Source organism: Luteimonas sp. R10, assembly GCF_045689605.1.
In the GTDB taxonomy this organism is placed as follows: Bacteria; Pseudomonadota; Gammaproteobacteria; order Xanthomonadales; family Xanthomonadaceae; genus Luteimonas.
On sequence record NZ_CP141262.1, the window covers coordinates 876,307 to 894,353 of the forward strand.

Sequence of the window (18,047 nt, forward strand, 5' to 3'; positions counted from 1 at the left end):
CGCACTCGGCTCTACAATGCACGCGGGGATCCGGAACACGTGACAACGCCATGAAAGCCACACTCGTCCGCTGCCTGGGGCTCGCGCTCCTGCTGCCGCTCGCCCTCCACGCCCAGACCGTGCCCGCGCCGAAGGAGTTCTACTTCGACGAGGACGCCGCCACCGCGCGCCCGATCGTCGCCATCGCCGGCGACGACGAGGCCACCCTGGAGCGCTTGATGCAGCTGATGGAGCGCGACCGGCGCGATGCCGACCGCGCCGCCGCGCAGCTGGCGCACGTCGCCATGCGGACCGGCCGCATCGACGTCGGCCACGCGCTGTACCAGCGGGCGTTCGACGGCAGCTCCGCGCGCGGCGCGTTGCGGTATGCGCTGCACTGGAACTACGGCTGGGACCTGGCGCGCACCGGCGATACCGAAGGCGCGCTGCCGCACTGGCTGGCGGCGGGTTTCGACCGGCTGATCGATCCCGAATGGCTGCCGCCGACGCTGGCGCTGGCGCTGTGGCGGCTCGACCGCCGCGACGAGGCGCTGGCCTGGTACGCCGCCGCCGTGCGCACCTGGCCCAACCGCTGGCGCGATCCCGGCGATTTCAGCGCATTGCTGCCCGACTGGCGCGAAGACGAGCGCAAGACCCTGGGCGAGGTGCACGCCGCCTGGCTGGAGAACCCGCCGGCCTGGCCCTGAGCGCCGGCGCCGCACACGGCGGCCGCACGCCACCGTCCGAACGGGCGTCCCGCCACGTCGCCGGGCGCCGCTTCAGCGACAGCCGTTCGCCACTTCCATGCGGAAGCGATGGAGGTCGCGACCTGGCGGCCGGTCGTCGCGACTGCCGTCGCTCCCACAAGGGCCAGCACTTCGCGTTGCGCGCATGCCGCGATCTGCCTTTTTCCACCCCGTCCCCCTCCTTCACCGCAGGGACGATGGTTCCTGTGGGAGCGACGGCAGTCGCGACGATCCGCCGGTGAAGCCGGGCTTCCGCCGCTTCCATCGGAGCCGCCGCCCTGCGCGCATCGAGCAGTCGCGCCGCCGCACCCGCTGGAGCGCGCCGCGTATCGGCCGGTACGGCTAACGCGGATCCTCGATCGCCACGTCGTGCGCGCGCAGCCAGTCGCGGATCGCCTCGCGGCCGCGCCTGGCTTCGCCGCTCAGCACGTCCTCGCGGGTCTTGAACAGGAAGCGCTGGAAGGTCACGTCCTGCACGTTGGTCGCGTTCGGGTCGGCGCCGGCCTCGAGCAGCTTCAGCGCATGCCCGGGGTCGTTGTACTTGGCGGCCTGGTGCAGTGCCGTGTTGCCGCCGCGGTCGGTGGCGTTGGGATCGGCGCCGGCGGCGAGCAGCGCGGTGAACTGCACGTCGCGGCCGCCGCGCAGCGCCGACATCAGCGGCGTCGCCTGGGTGTCGGCGTTGCGGGCGTCGGGATCGGCGCCGCGCTCGAGCAGCAGCGCGAGATACTTCGGATCGTCGGCCATGGCGGCCAGGTGGATCACGGTGTCGCCGTCGACGCCCGGCTGCGCGGGATCGGCGCCGGCATCGAGCAGCGCCTCCATGCCGCGCAACGACTTGTTGAGCAGCGCCCATTGCAGCAGGGTGACCTGCTTGTCGCCCCGCGCGTCGAGCGCCGCGCCGGCCTGCGCCAGCGCGCGCACGCGACCGGCGTCGCCGGCGGCGACGGCCTCGGCCAGCTCGGCCGTGCGGGGGTCGGAAAAGACTTGGTTCGCATCCACCGGTTGCACTCCCTGTCTGGCGCAGGCGGCGCCGGACAACAGCATAAACGAGAGCGCCGCGACCCAATGGAGCGGGGCGCGGCGCAACATGTGAAGGACGGTCGACGGCATGGCGGGCGATCGCTGAGGAACTGCCGCCAGTCTAGTGAACGCGGCCGGCCGCCGCGATGAACGCGGCACGGGCGCCGCGCGCGGCGGCGGGCGCCATGCGGGCGCTACCGCGCATGCGCATCAGAACCAGTTGCCAGGGTTCCAGTTGCTTTCCTTGAAATCGTTCCAGCGGTCCTGCGTCCATTCGCCGGCGCTGTTGAGGCCGTCGCTGACCGCATTGCCGACCGTGTCCAGCCCGCGCTCGACCAGGCCGCCGAGCGAGTCGAGGCCGTCGCCGAGCCACTGCGTGCCGCCCTCCATCCAGCCGCCGACGGTGCTGCCGACGTCCGGCAGGCCGACGGCATCGCCGAGATCGCGGATCAGTCCGCCGGCCAGATTGCCGGCGCCGTTGACCGCGTCGCCGGTCAGGCTGAGGCCGCGGTTGACCACGTTGCCGCTGGTCTGCAGCGTGAATTCGGCCAGGTCGCCGGTGGCGCCGAACACGGCGTCGATCGGCCGGCCGGCAAGCAGGTCCTGGCCGGATTCGGCCAGGTCGCCGCCCAGTTCCGCCACGTCCTTGACGGTGTCGACCACCAGGCCGCCGCCCTCGCGGATGACGTTGCCGGCGAAGTCGAACAGCGCCTCGCCCGGGCGTTCGATCGCCTGCTCCAGCGGCGAGGTCTCGACCGGCGTGACGTTGCCGGCCTCCAGGCCGCTGAGCACCGCCGGCATCAGGTGCGCGCGGATCGGATCCTTGATGAAGTTGGTGTTGTCCAGTCGCAGCTCGTGGCCGACGGCGTCGGGCAGCGGCATGCCGTTCTGCTGGGCGCCGGTGAGGATGTCGTTCTCGACGTTGTAGCGCCGCACCAGTCCGTCGGCGGCGACCTCGCGCGCACCATTGGGCGTGAAGCCGAGGCTGCGCAGCGATTCGTCGCTGAGCCCGGCGGCGTTGAAGGTCACCGCGGGATTGTCGGTGGCCAGTGCGCCGGCCGAGGCGAGCCCGCCGCCCAGCGAGTGCCCGGTGATCACCAGGTTGTCGCCCCATTCGGCCGAGGCCTCCTGCGCCAGGGCCATGGCATCGCGGTACTGCGCGGTTTCGAAGCCCAGGCCCTGGCCGGCGTTGGTCAGCCAGTCGCTGCCGCTCTTGGGGTCGGTGCCGGCGAACGCCAGCACGTAGCGGCCGTTGCCGTCGGTGTAGATGGCGGCCTGGAAGCCGGTGGCGTCGCTGGACAGCGGCGTGGAGATCCCGGGCGGCAGGTCCTCGACACGCGACCAGCTGCCGGCGCCGATCGCGGTGGCACCCTCGGTGTTGTAGACGTCTTGCGACAGCAGCGCCAGGTCCATGTCGACCTCGGCCTGCGGGTCCTGCCCGCGGACCTGGTCGGCGAAGCTGCCCGCCGGCACCGGACTCTGGCCGCCGTTGGCCGCCAGCAGGTTGCCGAACTGCGGGTGGTAGGCCGGCTCGGCGACGTACGGCGCGGCCGTGCCCTGCAGCCACTGGTCGTAGCCGGTCGGGTTGGTTTCGGGATTGGGCGGCGGCGGCAGGTTGTACTGCTGGGCCAGCGAGACCGCGTTGTCGAACTGGACGGACATGTCCCTGCTCCCGACTGCATTCCGGTGTCCGGAGCCAAACTAGGGCAGCCCGGCGGCGCCCGCCAGCTAGGGCGGACCCCAGTTCAGCTGCGCGGAACGGGACGCCGCCACGGCGGAAAACGCCGCTACGACACGGCTGTACGGCCTGCCTGCCATCTGCGGGAGCAACGGTGCTTGTGGGAGCGACGGCAGTCGCGACGCGGCTCGCAGCCGCCGCCCCGCCGCCGCCCACCCGCCGCTGGCCGGACCGCTCAGGGCGACGCCGCGCCGGCCTCGAGCGGAAGGTCGTGCTCGCGCAGCCAGGCGATCACCGCTTCGCGCTCGGCGCGCGCCTCGGCGGTCAGGCGATCGGCCGGTGTCTTGAAGAAGTAGGCCTGGAAAGTGGCGTCCTGGGCGTTCTTCGCGCCGGCGTCGGCGCCGGCCTCGAGCAGCGCCCGCACGTGCGCGCCGGCGTTGATCATCGCCGCCTTGTGCAGCGGGGTGTTGCCGGTGCGGTCGGCGAGGTCCGGGTCGGCGCCGGCGTCCAGCAGGCGGCGGAACTGCGCGTCGGTGCGCGGGCCGGTGGCGCCGGCCAGCGGGGTGGCGCCGGTTTCGCCGTGGCGGACATCGGGGTCGCCGCCGCCGGCGAGCACGATCTCCAGGTAGTCCGGATCGTCGGCGATGGCGGCGCCGTGCACCGCGGTGCTGCCGCCGAGACCGGGGCGGTTGGGATCGGCGCCCGCGTCCAGCAGCGCCTGCAGCCCGCGCTTGCTCTGCGCCAGCATCGCCAGTTGCAGCAGGTTGACGCCCTGCTCGCCCCGGACGTTCGGGTCGGCGCCCTGCCGCACCAGGTCGCGGACGCGTTCCGCGTCGCCGGCGGCGGCGGCTTCGGCCAGCGCGGCGGCGGTCGGGTCGTCGGGAAAGGCTCGCTTGGCGTCCATGGCGTCTCCGCTGCAGGCGGCGCCGGTCAGCATCAGCAGGATCGTCAGCAGTGCGGCGCGCATCGGCCGATTCTCACACACTCCTCCCGCGCGCGAGGCACGCGGGGCCCGGGCCGGTCAGGACGCCCAGGGACGCTGTTCGCGCAGGGCGTCCAGCACCGAGTCCTGCGAGTGCAGCTCGCCGCTGTGCTGGACGATGGCGATCGGGTTGAAGCGGTTCCAGCCGGTCAGCGGGGCGGGGTCGTCGAGCACGATCTCGTGCCCCGGCGCATCCGGGATGCCGTTCACCCCCCAGATGTCCTGCTGCGCGGTGGTCAGGGCCTCGCCGTCGACGTTGTAGCGGCGGATCTGGCCGGCCTCGGCGTCGGCCTTGGCGGCGCCGGGATCGAGCCCGAGGTCGCGCATGGTGTCGTCGTGCACGCCGGACGCGTTGAAGGTCACGGCGGCGTTGCCGGTCGCCAGCGACGCGGTGGCGGCGAGGCCGCCGCCCAGCGAATGCCCGGTGATGGCCAGGCTGTCGCCGAAGGCGGCGTCGGCCAGCTGTGCCAGCTGCACGGCCTCGTCGAACTGCTCGGCCTGCCAGCCCAGGCCCTGGCGGATGTTGGCGCCGGTCCAGTCCTGGAACTCGTTGGAGCCGGCGAAGGCCAGCACGTGGTTGCCTTCGCCGTCGGTGTAGATGCCGGCGCGGAAGCCGGTCTCCGGGTTCTCGAGCGACGCCGGATCGATGCCGGCCGCGAGCAGCTGCGCGTCGTCCAGCCGGGTCCAGTCGCCGACCGACCGCACCGACGGGTCGTAGACCGCCGCGGAGAGTTCCATCATCTCGAGGTCGATCGCCTTGGCGTCCTGGCCGCGGACCTGGGCATCGAACGACGCGGCGTTGGCCGCGTGCTGCCCGGACAGCAGCCCGGCGAGTTGCGGGTGGTAGCTCGGCTCGAGCCGGTAGCTGCCGGTCGGCGCCTGCGGCACCGTCGCCTGGGGCGTGCGTTCGGTGGCCGCCGGATCGCGCAGCGTTTGCTGCGTGGCGGTCGACGATTCGATGTTCAGGCCCATTCCAGACCCCTCCGCTGGGATATCACGACCCTAGCCCCGCATCCGCGACCGGACCAGCTAGGGCCGACCCGAGGCATTCAGGCGTCGCTGCCGGCCTCCAGCGGCACGTCGTGGCGGCGCAGCCACGTCCGCACCGCCTCGCGCTCGGCGCGGGCACGGTCGCTGAGGACGTCGGCGGGCACGCCGAAGTAGTAGGGCTGGAAGGTCGCGTCCTGCGCGTTCTTCGCCTGCGGATCGGCCCCGGCCTCGAGCAGCTGCAGCACGTGGGCGCCGGCGTTGATCATGGCCGCGCGGTGCAGCGGGGTGTTGCCGGTGCGGTCGGCCGCACCCGGATCGGCGCCGGCGGCCAGCAGGCGCCGGAAGGTGGCGGCGGTGCGCGGGCCCACCGCCTGGGCGAGCGGCGTCTCGCCGCTTTCGGCGTGGCGCGCATCGGGGTTGCCGCCATGGGCCAGCAGCAGCTCGAGGAAGGCGGGATCGTCGACCAGGGCGGCGGTGTGCATCGCCGTGCTGCCGCCGTAGCCGGGCAGGTTCGGATCGGCGCCGGCGGCCAGCAGCGCCTCCAGGCCGTCCCGGCTCTGCTTGAAGATGGCATGCTGCAGCAGGTTGAGGCCGCCCTCGCCGCGGGCGTCGGGATCGCCGTTTTCGTCGAGCAGGGTGCGGATGACGTAGGCATCGCCCTGTTCCACCGCGTCGGCGAGGCGGGCGACGGCGGGGTCGGTGAAGGGGCCGGTCTGCATGGCGCTCCCGTGGCAGGACGTGGTGGCCAGTACCGCGGCCAGCAGCGCCGGGATGGCTGGGAACTTGCTCACCTGCCGATTCTGCCATGCGCGGGCATCGCTGCCGGTGTGCGCGGCGTCGTCATGGCCATTGCGTGCGCGGGCTGGTCGCGCCTCAGCGGCGGAAGAAATCGACGACGCCCTGGCCGATGTCGCCGGCCACATCGGCCACGGTCTCCACGCCCTGGCCGACGCCGTCGGTCACGAACTCGACCCCGTCGCCGACGCGGTCGACGCCGGTCGACAGCAGGTCGCCGCCGCCTTCCACCGCGCCGGCGATGATGTCGCCGGCGCGGCCCCAGCCGAGGTCGCGGATGTCGTCGGCGGCGTCGCTGCTGCCGCGGTCGACGGCACCTGCGGCGGTGTCGGCCAGCCCGTCGACGGTGTCGCCGGCGGAGTTGAAGAAGCCTTCGCCGAAGTCGCCGAGCAGGTGCGCGACGCCGTCGACGTGGTCGCCGCGGGCGAACTGGTCGCCGGTCACGTCGCGCAGGTCGTTGGCGAAGTCGCCGACGTTGCGCGCGTAGTCGTCCTGGATGACGTCGGGGATCGCGTCGATCAGCTCGCGGCTGATGGAAGTCGGATTCTCGTAGCCGGGCTGCCACGGCTGCTGCTGCAGCATGGTGTCGATCATCAGCTGCTGCTCGTGGCTGATGGCGGCGCGCAGCAGGTCGCGGACCCCGGGAATGCGGTCGACCACGGCCGGATCGATCCAGTCGGGGGCGCCGGCGTATTCGAGCGCGCGTTCGACCAGGCCGCGGTCGAGTTCGCCCTCGGGCCGGACCACGATCGGCGCGCCGAGCGCGTCGGGCATCGCCGGCGCCAGCGGCGAGTTCTCCTGCAGCTGGGTCAGCAGGTCCTCGAACATCGAGTAGCGGCGGATCTGGCCGTCGCCGGCGACCTCGCGCGCGGCGGCGATGTCGATGCCCAGCCGCTCCAGGGTATCGGGATGCACGCCGGAGGCATCGAAGGTGACGGCCGGGATGCCGGTGATGATCGAGCCGACCGAGGCCAGGCCGCCGCCCTGGGAATGGCCGGTGATGGCGAGGTTGGTGGCCGTGCCGTCGGCGCCGGGCTCGCCCAGGGTGCGCTTGAACTCCTGCGCCACCTGCGGCGCCAGGCGATCGAACTCGTCGGTCTCCAAGCCGCTGCCCTGGGCGTAGTTGGTCTGCCAGTCCGGGTCGGTCAGCATCGACCCCTCGCCCTGGGTGCCGCGGTAGGCGAGCACGTAGTTGCCTTCGCCGTCGGTGAACACCTCGGCGCGGAACTGGCTGCCGGGGACGTCGAGCTGGACGTCGGCGTTCCAGCCCATCGCCTCGAGTTCGGCCTGGCCCACCTCGGTCCAGCCGCAGACCGCCTGCGGGCCGTCGTCGTAGGTGGCGTAGGCCATGCGCATGAAGTCGACGTCCAGCGCGCGCGCCTGGGTGCCCTGCACGTAGGACGAGAACTCGCCCGGCCCATAGGGCCGGGCGGAAGACGGGCCGCATTGCGGCGCGCCGGCGGTGCCCGGCGGCGCCACCTGCGGGTGATAGGACGGTTCCAGCCGGTACGGCGCGCCGCCGGCGACCGGCTGCGGCTGGGCCGTGTTCGGGCCGCCGGCGGGCTCCGGCGGTCGCCAGCCGTGGGAGGCGCCGGAATCGAGGGCAGGAGAGATCGCACCCATGGTCCGCTCCATCGCGTTTCCAGGGACAACCTAACCCGCCGCGCGCGGCGCGACAGCTAGGGCGTGCCCCAGTCGGTGCTCCGGCGTCGCGGGTGCCCGCTGGCGGATGGGCCGCGACGCCGCCGGCGGTGTCGGGCCGCATTCGTCGCACGCTTTGCTGGGCCGGGCGAGCGTGCGCACCGTGCCCCTGTCGCCGGCCGGGGCGAACCCCGCCGGCCGGGAGCCGTTATCGTAGGCGCCCTTGCCGTCCGGGAGAGCCCCATGTCGCGATCGATGAGAATCCTGCTTTGCGCGGGGGCGCTGGCCGCCGCGCCGATTGCCGATGCCGCCGACCGCATCACCGGTCAGCCCTTCGCCACCCGCAGCGAGGTCTATGCCCCGCATGCGATGGCCGCCACCTCGCACCCGCTGGCCACGCAGATCGCGCTCGACGCGATGCAGGCTGGGGGCAGCGCGGTCGATGCCGCCATCGCCGCCAACGCCGCGCTCGGCCTGATGGAGCCTACCGGCAACGGCATCGGCGGCGACCTGTTCGCGATCGTCTGGGATCCGGCGACGCGGAAGCTGCACGGCTACAACGGTTCCGGGCGCTCGCCGCGCGCGCTCAGCCTGGCCGAGTTCGAACGCCGCGGCCTGACCGACGTGCCCTCCCACGGTCCGCTGCCGGTGACGGTGCCGGGCGCCGTGGACGCCTGGTTCGCGCTGCACGAGCGCTTCGGCAAGCGGCCGATGGCCGACAACCTGGCGCCGGCGATCCGCTACGCGCGCGAAGGCCACCCGGTGCACGAGACCATCGCCTACTACTGGAACCGCAGCGTGCCGCTGCTGTCGAAGTGGCCCGGTTTCGCCGAGCAGTTCACCGTCGACGGCAAGCGCGCGCCGCGCACCGGCGAGACCTGGAAGAACCCCAATCTCGCCGACACCCTGCAGGCGCTTGCCGACGGCGGCCGCGACGCGTTCTACAAGGGCGACATCGCCCGCGCCATCGACGCCTACTTCGAGGCCAACGGCGGTTTCCTCTCCTACGAGGACCTGGCCGCGCACACCGGCGAATGGGTCGAGCCGGTGTCCACCAACTACCGCGGCTACGACGTCTGGGAGCTGCCGCCGAACGGGCAGGGCATCGCCGCGCTGCAGATCCTCAACCTGCTCGAGCCCTACGACCTGAAGTCCTACGGCTTCGGCAGCCCCGAGCACGTGCACCTGTTCGTCGAGGCCAAGAAGCTCGCCTTCGCCGACCGCGCGCGCTGGTACGCCGATCCGTCCTTCCATCCGGCGCCGGTGGCGAAGCTGATCTCCAAAGACTACGCCGCCGAGCGCGGCAAGCTGATCTCGATGGACCGCGTGCTGCGCGAGGCGCAGCCCGGCACGCCGAAGCAGCTCGACGAAGGCGACACCATCTATCTGACCGTCGCCGACGCGGACGGCATGATGGTGTCGTTGATCCAGTCCAACTACCGCGGCATGGGCAGCGGCATGGCGCCGCCGGGGCTGGGCTTCATCTTCCAGGACCGCGGCGAACAGTTCGTGCTCAAGCCGGGCCATCCCAACAGCTTCGAACCCGGCAAGCGCCCGTTCCACACCATCATCCCGGCCTTCGTGACCAAGGACGGCGAGCCCTGGCTGTCGTACGGGGTGATGGGCGGGGCGATGCAGCCGCAGGGACACGCGCAGATCCTGCTCAACCTGATCGACTTCGGCATGAACCTGCAGGAGGCCGGCGACGCGCCGCGGATCCAGCACGACGGCTCCACCGACCCCGCCGGCCAGGCGACGGCGATGAGCGACGGGGGCGAGGTCGACCTGGAGACGGGCTTTCCCTACGCGACCGTGCGCGAGTTGATGCGCATGGGGCACTCGGTGCGCTTCGCCCACGGCCCCTACGGCGGCTACCAGGCGATCATGATCAATCCGCAGGGCGGCTGGATCGGCGCCAGCGAATCGCGCAAGGACGGGCATGCGGCCGGGTACTGATGCGGGCGCGCAGTTGCGGCCCCGCCGGGTCCGCGGCATGCGTCAGGATCCGGGTGGTGGAGACGCGGTGGCGCGGAGAGCCTGGATCGCCGGCGTGCTGCTGGGCGTCGCGCCGCTGCTGGGGGCGCAGGAGCCGGTGGCGCCCCCAGCAGCGGCGCATGCGGCGCCGCAGGAGGAGCAGGCGGCCACCGCGCATCGCGCCTACCTGGAGCGGCTCGCGCCGCAGTTGGCCGGGTCGGGCCAGCCGCGGGCGCTGGCGTTCGCCGCATTGCTGCGGGACATGGACGCGTTGGCCGAATCGAGCGCGGAGGGCAATCCGCCGGATGCGGATGCGCAGGCCTGGCGACGCAAGGCCTTCTCCCGGGCCGGTGCCGACGTGGTGGCGCTGGCGCTGCTGGTGGCGGGAGCGGATGCCGAAGACGCGGTTCGCGCCGATGCGGCAGCGCGCTGGCGGCAGGTCGAACCGTCGAACCTGGCGGCGTGGCTGTCCAATCCCGACGCCTCGCCGCAGCAGGTGCTGGAGGCGGCGCGCACGGCGGCCCGCGTCGACGGCCACATGTATGCGCAACTGCGCTGGATACTCCAGGCCCATCGCGACCATCCACCCTCGCCGGCCGAAGCCGCACGGATCCATGGTGGCGGCAACGGCCAGCCGGCGACCCTGGACGATTTCGCCGCGATCCACGGCATGGCCTTGCTTGCGGCCACCGCGACGCCGCGCTTCCAGCCGCTGCTCGAGTTCTGCCGTCGGGCCGGGACGCAGGCGCCTGGCTCGATGCAGGCGCAGGATTGCCGCAGGGCCGGCGAACTGCTGATGAGCGGCGATACCTTCCTGGTCCGCATGACGGGCTTGGCGCTGGCCGATGGCACGGCCCGCGATGCCGTCGAACGCGGGAGGCTGGCGGAGGCACGGCGCCGCTTCGACTGGCAGATGCTGCAATGGGGGCGCCTGAGCGGATCCGCGCCCGGCGGCGGGATCGGCGATTTCGTGCGCCTGCTGCGCGACCCGGCGATCGACGACGAGCCGGCCCTGGTCGAGCGCCTGTTGCGCGAGGCCGGCATCCCGCTCGATCCGCCCGCCGGCTGGCGCGCCCCCAATCGGCGGAACTGACACCGCATCCGCCCCGTAGAGCGGAGCTTGCTCCGCTGCTCCCGCCACCGAAGCCCGCATACCGGGCCGGCGCAGCCGAGCAAGCTCGGCTCTACGAGGATTCCGGCATCGCCCGCAGGGCCGAACACCCCCGTAGAGCGGAGCTTGCTCCGCTGCTCCCCCACCGAAGCCCGCGCACCAGGCCGGCGCCGCCGAGCAAGCTCGGCTCTACTCGTGGCGGAGCGCGGCGATCGGATCGAGCTGCGCCGCCTGCCGCGCCGGATAGACCCCGAAGGCCAGGCCGACCAGGGCGCAGAACGCCACCGACACCAGGATCGGCACCGGCGCCCACGCCACCTGCCAGCCGGCGAACGCGGCGATCAGGTAGGCGAGGACCGCACCGAACGCCAGCCCCAACAGCGCGCCGGCGATGCAGATCACGCTGGCCTCGCGCAGGAACTGCGCGATCACGTCGCGCCGGCGTGCGCCGAGCGCGCGCAGCAGGCCGATCTCGCGGCGCCGCTCCAGCACGTTGGCGAGCATGATGTTCATGATGCCGATGCCGCCCACCAGCAGGCTCACGCCCGCGATCGCGCCCATCACGACCTGGAAGATGCGCTGGGTCTGCTGGTGCTGCCGGAACAGCTGCTGCGGCACCACCAGCTGGTAGTCGGCGATGCCGGCATGGCGCTGGTCCAGCAGCGCCGCCAGCACCCCGGCGCCGGCGGCCAGCTTGCGCGGGTCGTCCAGGCGCAGCAGGAAGCGGTCGACCTCGTCCTCCTGCGGCTGGAAGCGGAAGCGCGCGCGGGCGCTGGCCAGCGGCAGGTAGATGCGGTTGCTTTCCGCGCCCAGCTGCACGCCCTCGAAGCTGTCCTTGCCGAGATCGCGGTCGGCGAGCACGCCCACGACCTCCAGCCACACGTGGTTGACCTTCAGCAGCTGTCCCAGCGCGTCGCGGTCCGGAAACAGGTCGGCGGCGACCTGATGGCCCAGCACCGCGACCGCGGCCAGCGCGCCTTCGTCGTCGGCATCGAGCGCGCGACCCTGCGCGATCCGCAGCGACGACAGCGCGAACCAGTGGGCGCTGACGCCGCTGGCCTGGGCGTCGCTGCGGCCATGGTCGCTGAACACCGAATGGGTGCGGATGTGCTTCTCGGCGGCGTGGCGTTCGGCGCCGGGGACCACCGCCAGCGCGGCTTCGGCATCGGCCACGCTGAGCCCCAGGCTGCGCGCGCGGATCTCCTTCAGGGTGGCCTCGTCCTGCGGCCGCGCCTCGGCGATCAGGTTGTGCAGGCCCAGCCCCTCCACCAGCTTCAGCGCCTCGCGCCGGCTGCCTTCGCCGACCGCCTGCATCGCCACGATCGCGCCGACGCCGAAGATCAGCCCGAGCAGGGTGAGCAGCGTGCGCAGGCGCCGCCGCCACAGTTCCTCGACGGCCTCGCGCCAGGGCGGCGGCAGCCTGGTCAGCAGCGCGTTCACGGTGCCGGCTCCGCGGCGGCGGCGTCGCCCGCCGTTTCCGCGTCGGCCTGCGCCGGATCGGTGGGTGTCGCCGGTTCGCCTGGCCGCAGCAGCGTCGGCGGATCGCCGCCGGGCGAGAGCAACACCTCGTCGCCGGCACGCAGGCCCGCCAGCACCTGCGAGCGGGCGGTTCCGCGCACCCCCAGCTTCACCTCGCGCCTGACGAATCCGCGGCCCTGGCGGACCTGGACGTAATGGCGGCCCTCGCGCTGCTGCAGCGCGACGTTGGCCACGCTGAGCGCCGGTTCGCGCAGCAGGAAGATGCGCGCGCCGAAGCGCTGGCCCGGCAGCAGCCGCTCGCGGGCGACCACGCCGGCCGGCACCGGTGCGCGCATCGAAAGGTATTTCACCGGGCTCTCGCGGCCCTTGACCTTGGCCGCGCTGGCGACCCAGCTCAGCTCGCTGGCGATGGTCCGGTCCGGTTGGCCGAGCGGGTGCAGCTCCACCGCCGCACCGGTCCGCACGCCCTGGGCTTCGATCTGCGGCAGGTCGATCTCGACCTCCATGGTCCCGGTATCGGGCAGGCTGCCGAACTCGCTGCCCGCGTACAGGCTGCTGCCGACCATCGGCTTGTCGCCGGACCAGTTGGCGCTGAGCAGCAGGACGCCGTCGTTGGGCGCACGCAGCTCCAGCGCGTCGAGATCGGCCTGGCGGTTGCTGGCGTTCACATCGTGGGTGGCGCGCTGCGCATCGAGCACCGCCAGCTCGGCGTCGCCGCGGACATCGGCCTGGCCGCGCTGCCATTCCAGCGTGCCCTGGCGCGTCTCCAGGAAGCGTGCGTCCTCGATCGCGTCCAGCACCTGGTTGCGGGCGATCGCGCTCAGATCGGCATCGGCGTAGCGGCGCGCGATGCCGAGCTGCACCGCCACCTGCGACAGGTCGACCGCGACCCGGCCGCGGGCCGCGTCCAGTTCCGCCTGCTTCGCCGCCCGCGTCAGCGCGTTGCGCTGCAGCTCGATCAGCGCCTGCGCCAGCTGCTGCTCGCTGTCGGGCGAGGTGAAGCGCGCGACCACGTCGCCCCGCTTGACCAGGCTGCCCTCGGGGAGCATCCATTCGACCTGCCGCGACGACCAGTTGCGGCCGGGCACGGTCAGCGGCGTGGGCTTGGCCGAGCGCAGTTCGCCCTCGCCGCGCACGCTGAGCACCAGCTCGGTCTCGGCCACGGTCTCGGTCGCCGGCGGCAGTGGTGCGTCGCCGCAGCCGGCCAGCGCAGACAGAGCGGAAGCCAGCAACAGCATCGGCAGCGCCGCGCGCGCGCTCATCGACCGGCCCCGCTGCCGTCGCCGGCGACCGCCAGCTCCACCCGCACCGCCTGTCCCGGGCGCAGCTGCGCGGCGGGGTCGTCGAGCGCGATTTCCAGGTCGAGCACCGGCACCGGCTGCACCTGCGACTTGCTGCGCACCGCACGGCCGATGCTGGCCACCGTGCCGCGGTGCGCGCCGCCGCCGCCGCCCTCGACCACGATCCGGGCCGGCGCGCCCACCGCGACCCGCAGCAGGTCGCGTTCCGGCAGGTCGGCGCGGACCGCCAGGGTCGAGGTGTCGGGAATCTCGGCGACGGTCTGGCCGCGCCACACCCGCGAGCCGACGTCGAACTTCTCCCCGTTCCAGCTGCTCCGGTGCATCATCACCCCCGAGCGCGGCGCCGGCAGCTCCAGTGCCGCCACCGACGTCTGCAGGCGCTCGACGTCGGCCTGCAGCTGCGCCAGCTCCGAGGCGACCAGGCGCCGCTCCTGGCGGCGCTGCTCGGCCGACAGCCGCTCGCGCTGCGCGGTCAGCGCCGCCCGGCGCTCGGCGCGGCGGCGCTCCTCGATCAGCTTGCCGTACTCCAGCGCCGCGATCAGTTCGCGCGGCTGCTCGGTCTTGCGCCGCGCCTTGTCCACTTCCGCCTGGGCCTCGGCGGTGGCCAGGCGCGCGGTACGGGCGCGCTCGGCCAGGTCCAGGTCGAGGTTCTCCAGCTCGCGCTGCTTCGCCTCCAATTGGCTCTGCTTCTCGGTGAGCTGGCGGACCAGGTCGCTGGTGTCGAACGCGACCACCGCCTCGCCCTGTTTCACCATCGTGCCGTCCGGCGCCAGCCGGGTGATGTTGAACTGCCACAGGCGGTCGACCGCGGGCGGGATCAGCGGTGCGCTGCGCTGCGCGTACACCTCGCCGTCGATGCGCAGCAGCTGCTGCGCCGATGCGGCCGGCGCGGTGATCGCCGCGGCCAGGGCCAGCCAGGCCAGGCGCGTGCTCATCGCCCCGCCCCTGGCGCGGAGCCGGCGGCCGGCGGCATGGCGGCGTTGGCCACCACGCGCACGCTCATGCCGGGCAGCAGCCGCAGCCCGTCGCCGTCGAAGTCGATGTCGACCGCGAAATAGCGGCCGTCGCCCCACTCCGGCCGGCGCTCGGGCGCGCCGGAAATCGCGGTGATCCGGCCGCCGACGCGCCGGCCCGGCAATGCGTCGAAGCTCAGGTCCACCGGCTGCCCCGCCTGCAGGCCGCGCCGGTCCGGTTCCAGCGCCCAGGCGCGGACGTGCATGGCGCCGCCGCTGACGACCTCGCCGGCCTTGCTGCCCGGCATCGTGGAGGAGCCTTCGTCGATCCGGCCGCCGAGCCAGTTGTTGTTGAAGCCGTGCACGACGACGCCGTCGCGGTCGGCGCGGACCTCGGCGGTCCGCACCAGGGCGGCGTGGTAGTCGCGCTGCACGACCAGTTTCTCGACCTCCAGGCGGCCGTCCTCGATCCGCCGCCGCACGGCCTCGCGGGCGGCGGCGAGTTCGCGGCGCTTGAGCGCGGCCTCGCGCGTGCTGCGGTCGAGTTCGCCCCGGTAGCGGTCGTAGTCGAGACCCGAGATCAGCGCCTCCGGGATCTGCGCGTCGAGCGTGGCGGTGGCCAGCTCGGTCTCGGCGTCGACCAGGGCGAGTTCGGCCTCGATCGCGGAGACCTCGAGTTCGGCGACCTCCTTGGCCGCGCGCGCCTGCGCCTGTTCGATCTGCGCCTCCAGGTCCGGGATCCGGCCCGCCGACTCGCCGGGATCGATGCGCAGCACCACATCGCCGGCCTTCACCGTCTCGCCTTCGGGCACGAAGTAGCGGATCACCACCGGCGAGCTGTTCGAATGCGGTGTGATGAGCCGCTGCGCCTCGACCGCGCGCACCTCGCCGGTCAGCACCACCGCGTGCGCCGCCGGCGCCGCCGCCAGGCAGGCCGCGAGCGCCAGCCGGTACAGGCGTTCAGTGCGCCGGGGCATGGAGAGTCGAGTCATGCTCGATCCTGCCGTCGCGCAGGCGTACCCGGCGCGGAGCGCGCGCGGCGACGTCGTGGTCGTGGGTCACCAGCACCACGGTCTGGCCGCCGGCGTGGACCTCGTCGATCAGCGCCAGCACGTCGGCGGCGCTCTTCGAGTCGAGGTTGCCGGTGGGCTCGTCGGCCAGCAGCAGCGCCGGCCGCATCAGCAGCGCGCGCGCGATCGCGGCGCGCTGCATCTGCCCGCCCGAGAGCTCGTTGGGCCGATGGTCGCGGCGGTCGGCCAGGCCGACGCGCTCGAGCAGGGCGTGCGCATGTGTCTGCGCATCGGCCGGCGGTTCGCGATGGAAGCGCAGCGGCAGCAGCACGTTCTCCAGCACGCTCAGCCGCGGCAGCAGGTGGAAGCTCTGGAACACGAAGCCGATACGGCGGTTGCGCATGTCGCTGCCGGCCTCGTCGTCGAAGCTGGCGACGTCGCGGCCCTCGATCAGGTAGCGGCCGCTGCTGGGCCGGTCGAGGCAGCCGAGGATGTTGAGCAGGCTGGACTTGCCCGAGCCGGAGGGGCCGGTGATGGCGACGAACTCGCCCGCGCCGATCCGCAGGTCGACCCCGGCCAGCGCGTGCACCGTCTGCCCGCTCATCGCGTAGCGGCGATGGACCTGCTGTAGTTCGATCATGCGCCCCGCGTCCTCCCCCGATCGTCCTTGACGTCCCGGCGTCCACCCGTGCCAGGTGGATCAGACCATGCCGGGCTCGGTTGGTTCACGCAAGGGGGGCGGTTCACCGTGAAGCAGTTGGCCACGGATCGACGCGGACGAACGCGGATCAGAGACCGCGGTCCTGAATCAGGACACAGCGATGTCCGCGGCAAGCCGTTGCGTGGCCCTGCTCCCGCCGACGACGGGAGCGAACCGGCTCAGTCCGCCGGGACGGTGCGTTCGGCGGCCCAGGCGCGCAGCGCGGCGACCTGTTCGCGCATGAGGACCGACAGCGGGCGGGTCTGCCTGAGTTCGGCGCGCAGCAGGAAGTCGTCGAGCGGCGTGCCCGCGGCATGCGCGGCGTACAGCGCCGAGACGATCGCCTGTTCGATCTCGGCGCCGGAAAAGCCCTCCGCGGCTTGGGCCAACGCGTCGAGATCGAACGCGGCCGGGTCGAGTCCGCGGCCGGCCAGGTGCAGAGAGAACACCTCGCGGCGGATGCCGGCGTCGGGCAGGTCGACGAAGAAGATCTCGTCGAAGCGGCCCTTGCGCAGCAGTTCGGCCGGCAGCTCCTGCACCTGGTTGGCGGTCGCGACCAGGAACACGTTCGACCTGCGCTCGGCCATCCAGGTCAGCAGGTAGCCGAGCACGCGCCGCGACACGCCGCCGTCGCCGTCGGGCCCGCCGGCGGCCAGGCCCTTCTCGATCTCGTCGATCCACAGCACGCACGGCGCCAGCTGTTCGGTCGAGGCCAGCGCCGCACGCAGGTTGGATTCGGTCTCGCCGTGGTACTTGGCGTACAGCGTGCCGAAGTCCAGCCGCACCAGCGGCACGCCGAAGCCGCCGGCCACCGCCTTGGCCAGCAGCGACTTGCCGCAGCCCTGCACGCCCAGCAGCAGCACGCCCTTGGGCGGGTCCAGGCCGGGCGGGGCGTCGCCCTCGACGAACACCCGCCGGCGCTGCTCGATCCAGCGCTTCAGCCGCCGCGCGCCGGCGACGTCGGCGAAGCGCGCGGTGTCGTATTCGTAGTGCAGGTGGCCGCTGCGGTTGAGCAGCTCGAACTTGAGCTTGGCCAGCTCCGGCAGGTCGTCGGGGCCGAGCACGCCGTCGCGGTAGATCAGCTGGCGGGCGATGCGGCGCGCGTCGGTCAGGCTCAGCCCCTGCAGGTTGCGCACGATCTGCCGCACGGCGTCGGCGTCGGACTCGACCCGCTTGCCGCCGTGCTCGGCGGCGTAGGCGTCGGCCTGCTCGCGCACCAGCTTCTGCAGCGCCGCCGCGTCGGGCAGGCGCGGCGTGTAGCGCACCGCCAGCGCGTCGAGTTCGGCCGGCAGCTCGACCTTGTGCCCGACCAGCACGATCACGTGCGGCAGGCAGTCGCGGCGCTGCAGCAGGTCGCGCAGCTGGCGCTGGCTGCCGGCGTATTCGAGGTAGGGGTGGAAATCGAGCAGCAGGTAGACGCCGCGCTGGTCGGCGCCGCGGATCGCGCGCAGGGTGGTGCCGATGTCGGCCGCGTCCTCGGCCGGGTCCTCGCGGTCGAGGTCGATCCGCCGCAGGCCCTCGGTGATCGTCCAGCGGTACATGGCCCGCCAGACGTGGGTGAGGGTCTGCCGGAACAGGTCCACCGCGCGCGGCTCGTCCGGGGTCTCGACCACGATCAGCGGCGTGTCGGCGCGGATCAGCGCGGCCAGGTCCTGCAGTTCGCTCATGCGGCGCGTGGGTGGGAGGCG

General features: G+C 73.0%; 15 protein-coding genes. 3 read left to right on the forward strand and 12 right to left on the reverse strand.

What is annotated here, in order from left to right:
* Positions 1-50: 50 nt before the first annotated feature.
* On the forward strand, positions 51-686 hold the full coding sequence (locus U3649_RS03805; RefSeq protein ID WP_407353560.1) for a tetratricopeptide repeat protein: 636 nt from the start codon (positions 51-53) through the stop codon (positions 684-686).
* A 381-nt stretch (positions 687-1,067) separates the two neighbouring features.
* Here U3649_RS03805 and U3649_RS03810 read toward each other — a convergent pair whose 3' ends face one another.
* From U3649_RS03810 to U3649_RS03835, 6 genes are all read right to left on the reverse strand, one after another.
* A complete protein-coding gene (locus U3649_RS03810) occupies positions 1,068-1,724 on the reverse strand; it encodes an ankyrin repeat domain-containing protein (RefSeq protein WP_407353561.1) in 657 nt (218 codons plus the stop codon).
* A gap of 231 nt (positions 1,725-1,955) precedes the next feature.
* Complete coding sequence (locus U3649_RS03815; protein ID WP_407353562.1) at positions 1,956-3,407, reverse strand: hypothetical protein; 1,452 nt, start codon at positions 3,405-3,407, stop codon at positions 1,956-1,958.
* Positions 3,408-3,658: 251 nt separating this feature from the next.
* Positions 3,659-4,390, reverse strand: coding sequence for an ankyrin repeat domain-containing protein (locus U3649_RS03820; protein ID WP_407353563.1), 732 nt, complete (start codon positions 4,388-4,390; stop codon positions 3,659-3,661).
* 54 nt (positions 4,391-4,444) lie between these two features.
* Complete coding sequence (locus U3649_RS03825; RefSeq protein ID WP_407353564.1) at positions 4,445-5,377, reverse strand: hypothetical protein; 933 nt, start codon at positions 5,375-5,377, stop codon at positions 4,445-4,447.
* Positions 5,378-5,454: 77 nt separating this feature from the next.
* Entirely contained in the window at positions 5,455-6,186 is a 732-nt protein-coding gene (locus U3649_RS03830) for an ankyrin repeat domain-containing protein (RefSeq protein ID WP_407353565.1), read from the reverse strand.
* Positions 6,187-6,268: 82 nt separating this feature from the next.
* Positions 6,269-7,813 carry a hypothetical protein gene (locus tag U3649_RS03835; RefSeq protein ID WP_407353566.1) on the reverse strand — a complete coding sequence of 515 codons (1,545 nt, stop codon included), beginning with the start codon at positions 7,811-7,813 and terminating at the stop codon, positions 6,269-6,271.
* Between the two features lie 273 nt (positions 7,814-8,086).
* Here U3649_RS03835 and ggt point away from each other — a divergent pair, with 273 nt between their 5' ends.
* Positions 8,087-9,787 carry a gamma-glutamyltransferase gene (ggt, locus tag U3649_RS03840; protein WP_407353567.1) on the forward strand — a complete coding sequence of 567 codons (1,701 nt, stop codon included), beginning with the start codon at positions 8,087-8,089 and terminating at the stop codon, positions 9,785-9,787.
* A 37-nt stretch (positions 9,788-9,824) separates the two neighbouring features.
* A complete protein-coding gene (locus U3649_RS03845; RefSeq protein WP_407353568.1) occupies positions 9,825-10,898 on the forward strand; it encodes a hypothetical protein in 1,074 nt (357 codons plus the stop codon).
* A gap of 207 nt (positions 10,899-11,105) precedes the next feature.
* On the opposite strand, the gene U3649_RS03850 is transcribed toward U3649_RS03845, so the two are convergent.
* The 6 genes from U3649_RS03850 to U3649_RS03875 form a co-directional block, all read right to left on the reverse strand.
* Positions 11,106-12,356: an ABC transporter permease gene (locus U3649_RS03850; protein WP_407353569.1), complete on the reverse strand. Its 1,251-nt coding sequence runs from the start codon at positions 12,354-12,356 to the stop codon at positions 11,106-11,108.
* The gene (locus U3649_RS03855) at positions 12,353-13,657 is read right to left on the reverse strand and encodes an efflux RND transporter periplasmic adaptor subunit (protein ID WP_407353570.1); all 1,305 of its coding nucleotides are present in this window, start codon (positions 13,655-13,657) and stop codon (positions 12,353-12,355) included. Before U3649_RS03855 ends, U3649_RS03850 begins: the two co-directional genes overlap by 4 nt.
* Positions 13,654-14,631, reverse strand: a complete 978-nt coding sequence (locus U3649_RS03860; RefSeq protein WP_407353571.1) for an efflux RND transporter periplasmic adaptor subunit — start codon at positions 14,629-14,631, stop codon at positions 13,654-13,656. Before U3649_RS03860 ends, U3649_RS03855 begins: the two co-directional genes overlap by 4 nt.
* Complete coding sequence (locus U3649_RS03865; RefSeq protein ID WP_407353572.1) at positions 14,628-15,626, reverse strand: HlyD family secretion protein; 999 nt, start codon at positions 15,624-15,626, stop codon at positions 14,628-14,630. Before U3649_RS03865 ends, U3649_RS03860 begins: the two co-directional genes overlap by 4 nt.
* On the reverse strand, positions 15,610-16,299 hold the full coding sequence (locus U3649_RS03870; RefSeq protein WP_407353573.1) for an ABC transporter ATP-binding protein: 690 nt from the start codon (positions 16,297-16,299) through the stop codon (positions 15,610-15,612). The genes U3649_RS03865 and U3649_RS03870 overlap by 17 nt, the downstream gene beginning before the upstream one ends.
* A gap of 239 nt (positions 16,300-16,538) precedes the next feature.
* The gene (locus U3649_RS03875) at positions 16,539-18,026 is read right to left on the reverse strand and encodes an AAA family ATPase (RefSeq protein ID WP_407353574.1); all 1,488 of its coding nucleotides are present in this window, start codon (positions 18,024-18,026) and stop codon (positions 16,539-16,541) included.
* Positions 18,027-18,047 lie beyond the last annotated feature (21 nt).